This is a genomic window from Gilliamella apis (genome assembly GCF_002142155.1).
In the GTDB taxonomy this organism is placed as follows: Bacteria; Pseudomonadota; Gammaproteobacteria; order Enterobacterales; family Orbaceae; genus Gilliamella; species Gilliamella apis.
Genome location: NZ_NASD01000005.1, coordinates 85,848 through 100,102, shown reverse-complemented (window position 1 = coordinate 100,102; position 14,255 = coordinate 85,848). Strand labels below are relative to the sequence as shown.

General features: G+C 35.3%; 14 protein-coding genes. 7 read left to right on the top strand and 7 right to left on the bottom strand.

What is annotated here, in order from left to right; genetic code table 11:
- The first annotated feature begins 21 nt into the window (after positions 1-21).
- Positions 22-621 (top strand): YiiX family permuted papain-like enzyme, encoded by a 600-nt coding sequence (locus tag B6C84_RS03920; RefSeq protein WP_370545647.1) that lies wholly within the window; start codon positions 22-24, stop codon positions 619-621.
- Here B6C84_RS03920 and rnhB read toward each other — a convergent pair.
- The 4 genes from rnhB to fabZ are packed head-to-tail and all read right to left on the bottom strand — an operon-like array spanning position 618 to position 3,623.
- Positions 618-1,211: a ribonuclease HII gene (gene rnhB, locus B6C84_RS03915; RefSeq protein ID WP_065613672.1), complete on the bottom strand. Its 594-nt coding sequence runs from the start codon at positions 1,209-1,211 to the stop codon at positions 618-620. The genes B6C84_RS03920 and rnhB overlap by 4 nt on opposite strands.
- Complete coding sequence (gene lpxB / locus B6C84_RS03910; RefSeq protein ID WP_086353969.1) at positions 1,202-2,356, bottom strand: lipid-A-disaccharide synthase; 1,155 nt, start codon at positions 2,354-2,356, stop codon at positions 1,202-1,204. Before lpxB ends, rnhB begins: the two co-directional genes overlap by 10 nt.
- Complete coding sequence (lpxA, locus tag B6C84_RS03905; protein ID WP_034903735.1) at positions 2,356-3,135, bottom strand: acyl-ACP--UDP-N-acetylglucosamine O-acyltransferase; 780 nt, start codon at positions 3,133-3,135, stop codon at positions 2,356-2,358. Before lpxA ends, lpxB begins: the two co-directional genes overlap by 1 nt.
- A 41-nt stretch (positions 3,136-3,176) precedes the next feature.
- Positions 3,177-3,623: a 3-hydroxyacyl-ACP dehydratase FabZ gene (gene fabZ / locus B6C84_RS03900; protein ID WP_034903732.1), complete on the bottom strand. Its 447-nt coding sequence runs from the start codon at positions 3,621-3,623 to the stop codon at positions 3,177-3,179.
- Between the two features lie 231 nt (positions 3,624-3,854).
- On the opposite strand from fabZ, the gene fkpA reads away from it, so the two are divergent.
- The 3 genes from fkpA to tusC are packed head-to-tail and all read left to right on the top strand — an operon-like array spanning position 3,855 to position 5,514.
- Positions 3,855-4,775 carry an FKBP-type peptidyl-prolyl cis-trans isomerase gene (gene fkpA / locus B6C84_RS03895; RefSeq protein WP_086353968.1) on the top strand — a complete coding sequence of 307 codons (921 nt, stop codon included), beginning with the start codon at positions 3,855-3,857 and terminating at the stop codon, positions 4,773-4,775.
- A gap of 4 nt (positions 4,776-4,779) precedes the next feature.
- Positions 4,780-5,145: a sulfurtransferase complex subunit TusD gene (gene tusD / locus B6C84_RS03890; RefSeq protein ID WP_086353967.1), complete on the top strand. Its 366-nt coding sequence runs from the start codon at positions 4,780-4,782 to the stop codon at positions 5,143-5,145.
- Positions 5,146-5,160: 15 nt separating this feature from the next.
- Positions 5,161-5,514, top strand: a complete 354-nt coding sequence (gene tusC, locus B6C84_RS03885) for a sulfurtransferase complex subunit TusC (RefSeq protein WP_086353966.1) — start codon at positions 5,161-5,163, stop codon at positions 5,512-5,514.
- 172 nt (positions 5,515-5,686) lie between these two features.
- Here tusC and nagE read toward each other — a convergent pair whose 3' ends face one another.
- A complete protein-coding gene (gene nagE, locus B6C84_RS03880) occupies positions 5,687-7,192 on the bottom strand; it encodes an N-acetylglucosamine-specific PTS transporter subunit IIBC (RefSeq protein WP_086353965.1) in 1,506 nt (501 codons plus the stop codon).
- 246 nt (positions 7,193-7,438) lie between these two features.
- Between nagE and nagB the strand changes: the two genes are divergently transcribed.
- Genes nagB through B6C84_RS03865 form a run of 3 tightly spaced genes read left to right on the top strand, consistent with a single transcriptional unit; the run spans position 7,439 to position 10,659 of the window.
- On the top strand, positions 7,439-8,245 hold the full coding sequence (nagB, locus tag B6C84_RS03875; RefSeq protein WP_065579093.1) for a glucosamine-6-phosphate deaminase: 807 nt from the start codon (positions 7,439-7,441) through the stop codon (positions 8,243-8,245).
- An 11-nt stretch (positions 8,246-8,256) separates the two neighbouring features.
- A complete protein-coding gene (nagA, locus tag B6C84_RS03870; protein WP_086353964.1) occupies positions 8,257-9,399 on the top strand; it encodes an N-acetylglucosamine-6-phosphate deacetylase in 1,143 nt (380 codons plus the stop codon).
- 36 nt (positions 9,400-9,435) lie between these two features.
- Complete coding sequence (locus B6C84_RS03865) at positions 9,436-10,659, top strand: ROK family protein (protein WP_086353963.1); 1,224 nt, start codon at positions 9,436-9,438, stop codon at positions 10,657-10,659.
- A gap of 56 nt (positions 10,660-10,715) precedes the next feature.
- On the opposite strand, the gene asd is transcribed toward B6C84_RS03865, so the two are convergent.
- Positions 10,716-11,819, bottom strand: coding sequence for an aspartate-semialdehyde dehydrogenase (asd, locus tag B6C84_RS03860; protein ID WP_065613655.1), 1,104 nt, complete (start codon positions 11,817-11,819; stop codon positions 10,716-10,718).
- 177 nt (positions 11,820-11,996) lie between these two features.
- Entirely contained in the window at positions 11,997-14,060 is a 2,064-nt protein-coding gene (locus B6C84_RS03855; protein ID WP_086353962.1) for a prolyl oligopeptidase family serine peptidase, read from the bottom strand.
- Positions 14,061-14,255: the final 195 nt, after the last annotated feature.

The window sequence follows — 14,255 nt, the reverse complement described above, 5'->3', positions numbered from 1 at the left end:
ACAATTTTTAGATAATAGATGATGCGTTTTATTTTCATTTTTAGTTTACTTTTCGCTAGTTACACAGCTATAGCAAATTATCAGCCACATGATGGCGATGTCATTTTCCAATCTTCTCAATCAAATCAAAGTAAAGCCATTGAGCAAGCAACAAATTCACCTTATAGTCATGTAGGAATCATTTTTATTAAAAATGGCAAACCTTATGTTTTTGAAGCAGCAAGTAAAGTTATTTATACCCCGTTAGATAAATGGATAAATCGTGGTAAAAATAAAACATATGTGATTAAACGGTTAAAAAATCATCCTTTATCTCAGCAAGAAATTACCAGTTTAAAACAAGTTGCCCATAAATTTGAAAACAAACCTTACGATATTTGGTTTGGTTGGGATGACAAATATATTTATTGTTCAGAATTAGTGTGGAAAATTTATAATCGAGCGCTTAAATTAAAAATTGGTCAATTACAAACAATTAAAGATTTTAATTTATCATCGCCAGCGGTTAAACAAAAACTAAAAGAACGTTATGGTAATAACATTCCATATCAAGAAACGGTGATATCACCGGTTGCGATATTTAATTCACCACTACTTATCACTGTTGATAAGCGGGATTAAATTAGTAATAATCTTTTTATTGGTGCAAAGCTTTTACGATATAGATGATTCACGCCATGTTGTTCAATGGCGTTTAAATGATCTTTGGTTGGATAGCCTTTATGTTTAGCTAAACCATATTGAGGGTATAACTTATCAAGCTCAACCATTTCACGATCACGGGTCACTTTGGCTAAGATCGATGCAGCACTAATTTCAGCCACTAACAGATCACCTTTAACCACTGCTTGGGTTCGAATACCAAAATTAGGGCACCGATTACCGTCAACTAACACATAATTTGGTTTAATGTTTAAGCCAGACACGGCTCGTTGCATTGCCAGCATGGTAGCATGTAGGATATTGAGTTCATCAATTTCATCAACCGATGCTCTAGCGACACACCATGCTAATGCATTTTGTTTAATAATATCAAAGAGTGCTTCACGTTTTTTTTCTGATAATTTTTTAGAATCAGTTAATCCCTCAATCGGTTTATTCGGATCTAAAATCACCGCAGCAGTTACGACATCGCCACAAAGTGGTCCGCGACCAACTTCATCAACACCGGCAATTAATGTCGCATCAGGGTAAGTAAACTCTAATAACAAGGGGAATCCTCTAATACATCTAATACCGCCTGGGCAGCTTGTTCATCAGCATTACAGCGAATTTGTTTATGTAAAGCTAAAAATGTTGCTTTTAGTTCGGTGTTGTCACTTTCTAAAAAAGGTAAAACATGATTAGCGATATTTTCTGGTGTACAGTCGTGCTGTAATAATTCAGGGACGATTTCTTTACCCGCTAGAATATTAGGTAGAGAAACATAAGGGGTTTTGATAAGTTTTTTTGCCAACCAAAAGGTGAAAGCTTTCATTTTATAGCCAACAACCATTGGGCATTTAGCCAGCATACACTCAAGTGCCACCGTCCCTGAAGCTAAAATTGCAGCATTACTGGCAATCATCGCTTCCCGAGCATGACCATCTAATAATTGCAGCTTAAGCTCTGGTGCAATCTCTGCCTTTATTTGTTCAAATTCTGCTCTTCTTTTGCTATTCACTAATGGAACTACAATATGTAAATCAGGGAATTTATCACGTAACAATTGCGCTGCTTTTAAAAAAGGCTCAGATAATAATGTCACTTCGGCATGGCGACTGCCAGGCAATAAGGCTAAGCATTGGCAATCAACAGGAATACCTAACTGTTGACGCATAGCTGTTTGATCGGGTTCGAGGGGAATATCATCGGCCATTTTATGACCAATAAATCGACAAGGTACATCAAATTTATCATAAAAGGCTTTCTCGAAAGGCAGAAAAGCTAAAATTAAATTTGTATTGCGTTTAATCTTAAATACCCGCTTTTGCTTCCAAGCCCAAACAGAAGGACTGACATAATGAATCGTTTTAATCCCAGCTTGCTTAAGTTTACCTTCTAACGAGAGATTAAAATCCGGCGCATCAATACCAATAAAAACATCGGGTTTGAGATCAATCAAACGTTTAGTAATATCACGACGAATAGCTAAAATACGCCGTAGCCGACCTAATACCTCAACAATCCCCATCACTGATAGCTCATCCATTTCATACCAAGCTTGGCAACCTTCAGCTTGCATTAGTGGACCAGCAATACCGACAAATTTAATATTAGGATGGTGTTTTTTAAGAGTGCGAATTAAACCGGCACCAAGAATATCGCCAGATGTTTCACCAGCGACCAGAGCAATAGTTAACTGCTTATCTGTCATTAACGGATAATGCCTCGGGTTGAACGAGCAAAAAAGTCGTTAAACAGCTGTACTTCTGGATACTGTTTAGCTAGCATTGCAATTTCAACTTTTGCATCGTCAAGCGTTAATCCATTTCGATATAGAATTTTGTACGTGTTACGGATGGCTTGTAGTGCTTCTTTACTGAAGCCACGACGTTTCAAGCCTTCATAATTGACGCCATGTGGTGTTGCGTGATTTCCTTGAGCAATAACATAAGGAGGTACATCTTGAGCAACGCCAGAACAACCGCCAACCATAACGTGAGAACCGATTACACAAAATTGGTGCACTGCGGTCATGCCGCCAATAATCACATGATCATCTAACTGAACATGACCACCAAGCGTGGCATTATTAGCCAAAATACAACGATCACCAATGATACAATCATGCGCAACATGGGCATTAATCATCAATAAATTATCACTACCAATACGGGTTAACTCACCACCTTGAACAGTGCCACGATGAATCGTCACACTTTCACGAATCATATTGCGATCACCAATTTCGGTGCGAGTTGGTTCACCACGATATTTCAGATCTTGGTTAACTTCACCAATTGAAGCAAATTGATAAATTTGATTATTTTGACCAATTTTGGTGTGTCCATTAACGACAACATGTGATTTTAAAAAGGTACCATCACCTATTTCAACATTTTCACCAATATAACAAAAAGGCCCGATTTTGACATTATCACCAATCTTTGCCCCCTTTTCTATTACTGAACTTGGGTGTATTTCCGTTGCCATAGCAATTCCTTAATACTTTTGGGATATTTCAAAAATCATTATTATTTACGAGCACACATCATTTCAGCTTCGCAAACTAATTTGCCATCGACAGTTGCAACACCATGGAACAATGCAATGCCTCGACGCTCTTTAATATATTCAACATCAAGCATAATTTGATCACCTGGTACCACTGGTCGCTTAAAGCGAGCTTTATCAATTGAAGCAAAATAATAAAGTTGACCTGGTGACAATTCTTCAATACTTTTAAAGGCTAAAATTCCAGTTGCTTGCGCCATCGCTTCTAAAATTAAAACGCCTGGGAAAATAGGTTTATTCGGGAAGTGACCTTGGAAGAATGGTTCATTTACAGTTACATTTTTAATGGCTTTTAATGTTTTACCTTTCTCATAACTAAGTACACGATCAACCATCAAAAACGGATAACGGTGTGGAAGTAAACTAATAATTTCTTCAATATCAAGGGTATTAAGTTCGGTAGTCAAAATAGCTATCCTTATACATTATTTGCTATAAATTATTTGTATTATAACTGAGGATACCACTTTCACTCAAGGAGTGATTTAAGCCACAAATTTTAAAATTCGTAATGACTAAAAAATCAAATAAATGCAATAAATTATCTAAATGATATGTAAATACTATTTTATACTATATTAGATCATATATAATATGTTCAATATTTAGCTAAAAAGATATTTAACTTGGAGAGTAGAATGAAATCATTTATAAAAATGACATTAGTAAGTAGTGCTATCGTATTAGCATTGGCTGGCTGTGATGACAAAAAAACCACTGAAGAAAACAAAGCACCAGCAGCAACAACCACTGCACCGGCAAATAGCACTGAAAATGCTAATACCAATACGACAGAAAGTAAAACTGAAGCAACGACTGCGCAAAACTCAGCGGATAAATTGACAATTTCAACTGATGCGCAAAAAGAAGCTTACGCATTAGGTTCTTCATTTGCTAACTATATGAAATCAAATTTAGAACAAAATGAAGTAACTGCCGATCAAGAATACCTAATCAGTGGCTTTAATGAAACCATGCGTGGTGCCTCACAACTTAGCCAAGATGAAGTTAAAAATGTATTAGATGCATTTGGTAAACGAATTCAAGAAGAAAGCCAAGCTCGTTTTGAAAAACAAAAAACGGAAAATACTGCTGCTGGTGAAAAATATCGCGAGGATTTTGCTAAGCAAGAAGGTGTAATTAAAACTAAATCTGGTTTAATGTATAAAATTCTTAATGAAGGAACCGGTCGTCATCCGTCAGCAGAAGATACCGTTATTGTTCATTATGTTGGTACATTAACAGATGGCCGTACATTTGATAGTTCTTATGATCGTAACGAACCTGCAACTTTCCCACTTAATGGAGTAATTAAAGGTTGGACAGAAGGGATCCAATTAGTTGGTGTTGGTGGTAAAATTAAATTAGTTGTGCCTCCTGAATTAGGATATGGTGACCAAAGCTTCCCGAGTCAAGGTGACAAAGCAAGTATTACACCAGCATCAACGCTAGTTTTTGAAGTTGAATTACTTGGTATTGATGATGATAAGGAAAATAATCCAGCATCATCAACTGAGCCAGAACAAACGCAAGAGCAAAATCAACCAGCAGCTAACTAATTTGATGAAACCATTAAGTTATACATTGGTTATTATGGGTCCCGCTTATGGGACCCAATCTGCTTATTGTGCCTATCAATTTGCTCAAACACTGCTTGCAAATAGTAACCATTCAATTACTAACATATTTTTCTATGCTGACGGCGTTTATAATGCTAATTGTTATAGTGATCCAGCCAATGATGAATTTGATCTAGTCAAAGCTTGGCAACGCTTAGCAAAACAGTATTCGTTAAAACTGACTGTTTGCGTAGCAGCCGCGCAAAGACGTGGTATCAGTGAAAATAATCTTGCCGAACATTTTGAACTAACCGGTCTTGGCGAGTTGAGTGAAGCAGTAGCAAGTTCAGATCGAGTTCTACAATTTTAAATATAGGCAGATAACATGAAAAAAGTAGCAATCATTATTAGCTCAGCACCACATAGCACTGCCAAAGGTCGAGAAGCATTAGATACCGCTTTAGCCCTTTCAACATTCAATCATATATCGGTCTTTTTTATCGGCGATGGTGTATTTCATCTATTAGCTAATCAACATCCAGAGTTGATATTAATGCGTGATTATATTGCCACTTTTAATATGTTGGAACTTTATGACATTGAAGATGTTTATGTCTGTAAAGCATCATTAGATGAACGTAAATTAAGCCAGACTCCCCTCAATATTGCAAACCAACTAATTGATAAGAATCAGTTAACTCAACTATTAGCCAATCAAGATGCAGTTTTACGCTTCTAAATCTTGCTAAAAAAACCCGTTTCCTCAATATTTTTATATAATCTTATCGATATTTTAGTCACCAAAAATAGATCAATTATTTTTAAAACTATATAAAAATCCCCATGACTTTTATCATTACTGATTAAGTCACAGGGATAATTTTACTAAAATTTGTTAGATAAAATTTCGATTAAACAAGTTTTTTCATTTGATCTGCAATCTTTTCAGCTTGTTGACCAACTACGATTTGTACGCCTGTTTTACCTAATTTTATAACTGCCATTGCACCTAGTGCTTTAGCTGCTTGTTCATCAATTAGATCGGTATCATGAACATTCAAACGTAAACGAGTAATACATGAATCAATATTAGTTAAGTTTTCTTTACCACCAATAACTACTAAATATTGTTCAGCAAGTTTAGATAAATCACCACCAACTGGTGCATTTTCTTGTGATGATGTTTCTTCAGTAATTTCAGTTGCATTAGCAACATCATCTTCACGACCCGGCGTTTTAAGATTGAATTTCACAATTACAAAGCGGAATACGATATAGTAAACAAAGAAGAATACGATACCTTGTAGAATTAACATATACCAATGTACAGCTAATGGGTTACGAGATTGTAACAACATATCGATTAGACCTGCACTGAATGCAAATCCAGATATCCATTGCATTGTTGCAGCAATAAATAGAGAGATCCCCGTTAAAACAGCATGGATTACATATAACACAGGCGCAACAAACATAAACGCAAACTCTAATGGTTCAGTAATACCAGTAAAGAAGGCCGCAAAAGATGCCGCTAACATGATTGAAGCTGTTTTATCTTTATTACCTTTTTTAGCAGTATGATAAATTGCCAGTGCAGCGCCAGGTAAACCAAACATCATAATAGGGAAGAAACCTGCTTGATAACGACCAGTTATACCTGCAATCGCTTTACCAGATTCAATAGAACCTTGTCCGCCTAAGAAGTTAGGAATATCATTAACACCAGCAACGTCAAACCAAAATACTGAGTTTAAAGCATGGTGTAGGCCAACAGGAATTAATAAACGGTTAAAGAAGCCATAAATACCTGCACCTACTGAACCTAAATTCTTAATCCATTCACCAAAAGATACTAATGCGCTAAAGACCATAGGCCAAATAAAATATAGCACTACAGAAACAAGTAACATCACAATAGATACAATGATTGGGACCAAACGCTTACCACTGAAAAAAGCTAATGTTTTATGTAGTTCAACAGAACTAAAGCGGTTATATAGTTCAGCAGACATAATCCCAACTAAAATACCGATAAATTGGTTATTTATCTTGAAAAAAGAGGGGGATATCTGTGCCTCCCAACCTTTTACACTGGTATCAACACCTTCAAATAGGGCAATAGTATTTGGTGATAATAGTGTAGTAATGATTAAAAAGCCTACCAATCCAGATAATGCTGCTGCGCCATCTTTATCTTTAGACATACCATACGCAACACCGATTGCGAAAAGAATTGGCATATTATCGATAATAGCACTGCCGGATTTAATCAAAAATGCCGCAGCAATATTGTTGGCACCCCAACCATCTGAATCAATCCAATAACCAATACCTAAAAGTATTGCTGCAGCAGGTAATACTGCCACGGGCACCATTAAAGAGCGCCCAATTCGTTGTAAATAAGCTAAAATTCCCATAGTTTTGCCTCATATTATCATTAGGGAGTTACTTAAAAATAATAAAATCTCACATCGTTAAGTAAAAGAAGTAAGTCAAATATATTTGACATTATATTATTTTACTTCGCAAATTAAATGTTTGCTTTTTGTGATTTATATCACGCTTTTTTTTTGCTTAATTAGTTTAATATAGTAAAATAACTACAACATTTTTTACTTTAAAAAAAAAGATTTATTCAATTATATCAGAAGAGATTATATTTTATGAGACTTATTCCTTTAAAAAATGCGCAAGAAGTTGGCGCGTGGGTTGCTCAGCGCATCGTAAACAAAATTAATCAATTTAATCCAACTGCAGATCGTCCTTTTTTACTAGGTTTACCAACGGGAAGTTCACCATTAGTAATGTATCAACAACTAATTAAACAGTACCAAGCGGGTAAAGTAAGTTTTAAACATGTCGTGACATTTAATATGGACGAGTATGTCGGTATTCCTGAAGATCATCCACAAAGTTATCACACTTTTATGTATGAAAATTTCTTCAACCATATTGATATTGATAAAAACAACATCCATATATTAAATGGTAATGCAGCTGATATAGAACAAGAATGCCAAGAATATGAAGAAAAAATCAAATCCTATGGCAAAATCAATATTTTCCTTGGTGGCGTGGGCCAAGATGGTCATATAGCATTTAATGAGCCAGGTTCTTCACTTTGTTCACGAACTCGTATCAAAACCTTAACTGAAGATACAATTATTGCTAATTCACGCTTTTTTGATAATGATATCAAACAAGTGCCAAAACATGCATTAACCATTGGTGTTGCAACATTAATGGATGCCGAAGAGGTAATTTTATTAGTTTGTGGACACAACAAAAGTTTAGCATTGCAAGCAGCGGTAGAAGGAAGTGTTAACCATTTATGGACTGTTTCCGCATTACAAATGCATCCAAAATCAATTATTGTTTGTGATGAGACAAGCACTGATGATCTTAAAGTAAAAACACTAAAATATTTTAAACAAATGGAAGCAGATAATCTTCAAGTAACCATTTTATAAAGGATAACTCAATGTACGCATTAACCAATTGCCGTATTTACACTGGTTATGAAATTCTTGATAATCACGCTGTTATTATTGACGGTGATAAAATTGCAAAAATTTGTAAACAAGAACAATTACCAGCCGACATCACCATTAAAGATTTACAAGGTGCAAATGTTGCACCAGGCTTGATTGATATCCAAGTCAATGGCTGTGGTGGTGTGCAATTTAATGAAACACTTGATGCACTAAGTATTGAAACCTTAGAAGCTATGCAAGCAACTAACCTTATGTATGGTTGTACTAGCTATTTACCAACCTTAATCACCTCAACTGACGAATTTATGATCAAAGCAGTAAACGTGATGCGTGAATATTTAGCTAAGCACCCTAACCAAGCATTAGGTTTACATCTTGAAGGACCTTATATTAATCCTGAGAAGAAAGGTATTCATAATGTAAATTACATTCGTCAACCTTCACAGGAGATGCTCGACTTTCTTTGTGCAAACGCCGATGTAATTAAAATTATTACTCTAGCCCCAGAAAAAGTTGATGCTAAACATATTAAACAATTATGCGATGCCGGAATTCACGTTTCAGTTGGACATTCTAACGGCCACTATGAAGATTGCCGTCGTGGTTTCAATGCTGGTATCCGTCTAGGTACACATCTATTTAATGCTATGCCTTATATTACTGGTCGCGAACCGGGTGTTGTTGGCGCAATTTATGATGAACCAGAAGTGTATGTCGGTATCATTGCTGATGGCCAGCATGTAAGTTGGGCGAATATCCGTAATAGCCACAAAATTAAACAAGATCATTTAATTTTGATTACTGATGCGATGTTATTAGCTGGTTCTAATTTAACTTCAGGGGTATTTGCTGATAAAACTATCTATTATAAAGATGGCCGTTGTGTTGATGAAAATGGCACATTAGGTGGATCAGCATTAACCATGATTGAAGCAGTAAAAAATGCAGTGGAGTACGTTGGTATTGCTTTAGATGAAGCATTAAGAATGGCAACACTCTACCCAGCCAAAGCGATTGGCGTAGATAAACAACTAGGTACAATTAGTGAAAGCAAAATTGCCAACTTAGTTATTTTTAATCGTGACTTTTCAAATGTGAAAACTATTGTTAATGGAGAGATGAGCCGTTAGAATGTCGGATAGTTAATGAAAATATTGAGATAAAATATGACCTTTAATTATCTACATCTAGTCGGCAATGCTGAACTAATCAAGCAATTAAATTATGCAATGATTTATCGTTTGATTGTTCAGCAAGCGCCCATTTCACGTATTCAACTCGCCGAAATTAGTCAATTAGCACCCGCTAGTATCACCAAAATAACTCGCCAACTTCTTAAAAAAAATATGATCAAAGAAGTTGATGCCCAACAATCAACAGGGGGCAGACCTGCGGTTTCAATACAAGCAAAATTTAGCTATTACCAGACAATTGCTATTCAGTTGAGTCGTTCACATGTCACAATTGAACTTTATGATCTAGGAGCCAATTGCTTAATATCTGAAGTTTATCCATTGACTACTTTTACGGAACAGTTAGCACAAGAATATTTAATTGCACTAATTAAACAGTTCATCGAAAAAAATAATAAAAAAGTTAAACACCTTGTTGCCATCTCAGTAGTACTACCGGGCTTAATTGACTCAGTTCGCGGAATTATTCGTTATACGCCACATATTCAAGTTAAGGCATGGCCTTTAGCGGATGTATTACGTGATCAGTTTAATGTTTCGATTTTTATTGGTAATGATATTCAAAGTTTGGCATTAGCTGAGAGCTATTTCGGTTCAACTCAAGATGTTGATGATTCAATTTTAATTCGTGTACATCGTGGTGTTGGTTCAGGAGTAATTATTAATCAACAATTACTTACTAACCATAACCAAACAGCTTGTGAAGTTGGACACATCCAAATTGATGCATTAGGTGAACGTTGCCATTGTGGAAATTTTGGCTGTTTAGAAAATCGTGTAGTTCATAAGGCCATCGAGGCACGAGCAAAACAGATGATAGAGCAAGGTTATCCGACTAAATTAAGTTTAGATAACATGAATATCAGCAATATTTGCAAATATGCCAATCAAGGAGATGAGTTAGCACTTAAGTTAGTTAAAGATGCCGGTGAAAATCTGGGTAGAGCTGTCGCGATAATGGTGAATATTTTTAACCCACAACGGATTGTATTAGCTGGCGAATTAACAAAATCACCCGATGTATTATTAAATGCAGTAACTAGTGCGTTAAATGCTCAAAGTTTAGAAGAGTTAAGAAACAATCTAACTATCAATTGTTCAACACTTAATGACCGTTCAGCAATTGGTGCATTTGCCTTAGTACAACAAGCATTATTTAACGGTTCGCTGTTAATGACCTTGTTAGAAACGATCTAATAAATTGCTTTACAATAAAAATAAAAGCCCATAAATAGGGCTTTTGTTATTCATCATTAAGCTAAGATGCGTAGCATTCTTCGTAATGGTTCAGCAGCACCCCATAATAACTGATCGCCAACAGTAAAGGCTGATAGATACTCTTTACCCATATTCAATTTACGTAAACGTCCAACTGGTGTACTTAAGGTACCTGTAACCGCAGCTGGAGTCAGTTCTCGCATAGAAAGTTCACGATCATTTGGTACAACTTTAACCCAATCATTATGAGCAGCAAGTAGTTTTTCAATCTCAGGAATGCTGATATCTTTCTTCAATTTAATTGTGAATGATTGACTATGGCAACGTAATGCCCCAACTCGTACACAAAGTCCATCAACAGGGATAATCTGACTCGTTCCTAGAATTTTATTGGTTTCCGCTTGGCCTTTCCACTCTTCACGACTTTGACCGTTATCAAGAGCTTTATCAATCCAAGGGATTAAACTACCCGCTAAAGGCACGCCAAAATTATCAGTTGGTAAACTACCATCACGCATTTTTTGCGTCACTTTCCGTTCAATATCTAAAATAGAAGAGTTAGGATCTTGTAGTTCTTTAGCAACTTCTGCGTTTAACATTCCCATTTGAGTAAGTAATTCACGCATATGACGTGCACCACCACCAGAAGCCGCTTGATAAGTTGAAACCGAAACCCAATCGATTAAGTTTTCGGCAAATAATCCACCAAGTGACATCAACATTAAACTTACTGTACAGTTACCACCAACAAAAGTTTTAATGCCTCTATCTAAAGCTGATTGAATGTTAGCTTTGTTCACTGGATCAAGAACAATAATTGCATCATCTTCCATACGTAAAGTTGACGCAGCATCAATCCAATAGCCTTGCCAACCGGTTGCTCGCAATTTTGCATAAATTTCAGAGGTATAATCACCTCCTTGGCAGGTAACAATAATATCTAATGCTTTTAAAGCATCAATATCATTGGCGCTTTGTAATATTCCTGTTTTTCCACCAAACGAAGGAGCTGCTTGACCAGCTTGAGAAGTAGAAAAGAAAACAGGATTGATATAATCAAAATCATGTTCTTCAACCATACGTTGCATAAGAACAGAGCCCACCATTCCTCGCCAACCGACAAAACCAACATTTTTCATATTTTATTTCCAAAAGTAGATGTTATATAAAGAAATATTCATTTACTATTAAAGCAAAAAATCACCATAAAACAAGTCAGATTAGAATTATTTTTCTAGTCAAGCAGATAATAACGTGGTGTTATATATAATTTTATCGACAAAACTGAAGGTGACATAAAGACTGCACATCATAAACTAGTCGCTAATATTCGTTTTCCACATAAAAAACACCACCATATTGACAAAATTATTAATAAAATGGCCATCTTCTTGGTTAGCTATAATAAAGACATTTTCATTTTGAGAACTATTTATCTCACCGAGTCGAGCTGCAAATTTGGCATTCTGCCAAGGATATACGCGCGCATCTTGTAATCCAACTGAAAGCATCACCGGTGGGTAGTTAATACCTTCACGTAGATTAAGATAAGCATCGATAGTTTGCAGGTTTTTAAATTCCTGTTTATTGAAAGGCGAACCAAATTCCGCAAAATTCACACTACCAATTGGTATTTGATCTAAGCGGCTCATATTCAACATACCTGAGGTAATTGATGCGGCGGCAAAAAGCTCTGGATGTCTTGCTAATGCTGAACCAATTACAATACCACCAGCACTTACACCACTAATAACTAACTTGGATGAATTGGTGTAACGATGATCAATAAGGTATTTTGCACATTTGATAAAATCATTGACGGAATTAATTTTATTTTTACCCTTTCCATCATAATGCCATTTAGGTCCTAACTCACCACCTCCTCGAACATGAGCGATAGCAATAATACCCCCTTTTTCAAGCCAAATTAAACGAGTAGTATCATAATAGTAAGGATATTCACTTTGACCATAGGCTCCATAAGCAAATAACCAAGTTGGATTACTTCCATCAAGTTTAACTCCTTTTCGATGAATAAGTGTAAGAGGAATAAGTTCGCCATCATTGGATTTAACCCCTTTTTGCTCTGATTCATAATCTGCAAATAGTGATGCATCAGTCTTTATTATTTTAGAATCTTCTATTAACTGACTATCAGGGTCATATTGCCATATTTTTGGTGGTATATTCCAATTTTGTTGGGTAAATAAAATCTCTTTATGATCTGAACTAGAAAAAATAGCCGTTACCTCGTTACCATCACTAACAGGAATCGATTTGATGTTATGCAAATCAGCAAAAGGAATAGTCACAAATTTATACTTTCCAGAGTCATAATAAGTAAGATAAATAGCATCTTTACTGACTGAAAACCGAGTCAATTCGCCTTTTTTCCATTCAATTATTTTTTCTTCTTGATAATGGATATGATTAAGATCTAATCGCGAAAGAGTATAACCTGAAAAATTGTTATATTTAGCCAAATAAAGCCAATTATCTCGCAGCAAAAAATTGGTTACTTTTTGTTTTCTATCGATGATTTTTTTCCAATGTTTGTTTTCCAGATTAAGAGAGTTAGAGTCGGTTAAATACAAATCTATGGTATCACCGGATATCGAAGATTCTACTGAGACAACTGCCCAATTGGCTGATAGCGATAAGTAGGTATATTGGTCAATATTAGCTTGATAATTCTCAATATTAGCTTTACCAAAAATAGCCAAATCCTTGTCACTATTGGAGCCTAAACGATGAAGATAAAGTTCCTCCGTTCCTGACTTTCGATTACCGGAATCAGCAAAATTATTACGATGATAGAAAAAAGATAAATTATCATTCGCCCATACTAAATTTGAGAAAGTTATGCCGAATAAGCTATCGGCTAGATGTGCTCTAGTTTTTACATTAATCACTTTGATTGATGAAATTTCAGAATCATTTTCAGAAATAGCATAAGCAACATACTTACCATCATTTGAAGGGTACAAATTATATATATAACCAACTGGTGGGTCGACTAATAATCTTTCTTTGCCGAATCGATCTTTAACAAACAAACGGTTATAAGGATGCTTATTTGTTCGTTTCAAGTAAAAAGTATTCTCACCCTTTAGTCTAATATTATGAATTATTGGTTCAGTTCCATAATCTGTTAATTCACTGAATCGTTTTTCAATCAATGAGAACAAATCGAGTTTTTCAAGAATTTTCATTGAACGATTTGATTCAGATAATAACCAATTATTAGTTAGATCCTTTTCTGTTTCCATCCAACCATAACTGTCAACTGCTGAATAAGAGTTATTCGATACACAACTAATGCAGTTTACTAATGATAAAAAGACGATAATGATAAAAAAAATTTTTTTTAACCAGAACATTATTGATTTCCTTTTATCATGCTCTATAAAAAATAAAACTAGAGTAATTATCTAGTTCTATCATTTATATCTTAATGTATCAAATGATTATTATTCATTCGTTTTGGCTAACTCTTCGTCTAACATATAGATTATTATTGCAATTTAAATAATTGGTTTTTGATAAAACAAAGCCCGAATTATCGGGCTTATTTT

Excerpts from the sequence above, each read along its gene's own strand:
- fkpA (WP_086353968.1), top strand. The coding sequence starts at position 3,855 with ATGAAATCATTTATAAAAATGACATTAGTAAGTAGTGCTATCGTATTA.
- nagA (WP_086353964.1), top strand. The coding sequence starts at position 8,257 with ATGTACGCATTAACCAATTGCCGTATTTACACTGGTTATGAAATTCTT.
- B6C84_RS03920 (WP_370545647.1), top strand. The coding sequence starts at position 22 with ATGCGTTTTATTTTCATTTTTAGTTTACTTTTCGCTAGTTACACAGCT.
- nagB (WP_065579093.1), top strand. The coding sequence starts at position 7,439 with ATGAGACTTATTCCTTTAAAAAATGCGCAAGAAGTTGGCGCGTGGGTT.
- tusC (WP_086353966.1), top strand. The coding sequence starts at position 5,161 with ATGAAAAAAGTAGCAATCATTATTAGCTCAGCACCACATAGCACTGCC.
- tusD (WP_086353967.1), top strand. The coding sequence starts at position 4,780 with ATGAAACCATTAAGTTATACATTGGTTATTATGGGTCCCGCTTATGGG.
- nagE (WP_086353965.1), bottom strand. The coding sequence starts at position 7,192 with ATGGGAATTTTAGCTTATTTACAACGAATTGGGCGCTCTTTAATGGTG.
- lpxB (WP_086353969.1), bottom strand. The coding sequence starts at position 2,356 with ATGACAGATAAGCAGTTAACTATTGCTCTGGTCGCTGGTGAAACATCT.
- B6C84_RS03865 (WP_086353963.1), top strand. The coding sequence starts at position 9,436 with ATGACCTTTAATTATCTACATCTAGTCGGCAATGCTGAACTAATCAAG.
- asd (WP_065613655.1), bottom strand. The coding sequence starts at position 11,819 with ATGAAAAATGTTGGTTTTGTCGGTTGGCGAGGAATGGTGGGCTCTGTT.
- B6C84_RS03855 (WP_086353962.1), bottom strand. The coding sequence starts at position 14,060 with ATGTTCTGGTTAAAAAAAATTTTTTTTATCATTATCGTCTTTTTATCA.
- lpxA (WP_034903735.1), bottom strand. The coding sequence starts at position 3,135 with ATGGCAACGGAAATACACCCAAGTTCAGTAATAGAAAAGGGGGCAAAG.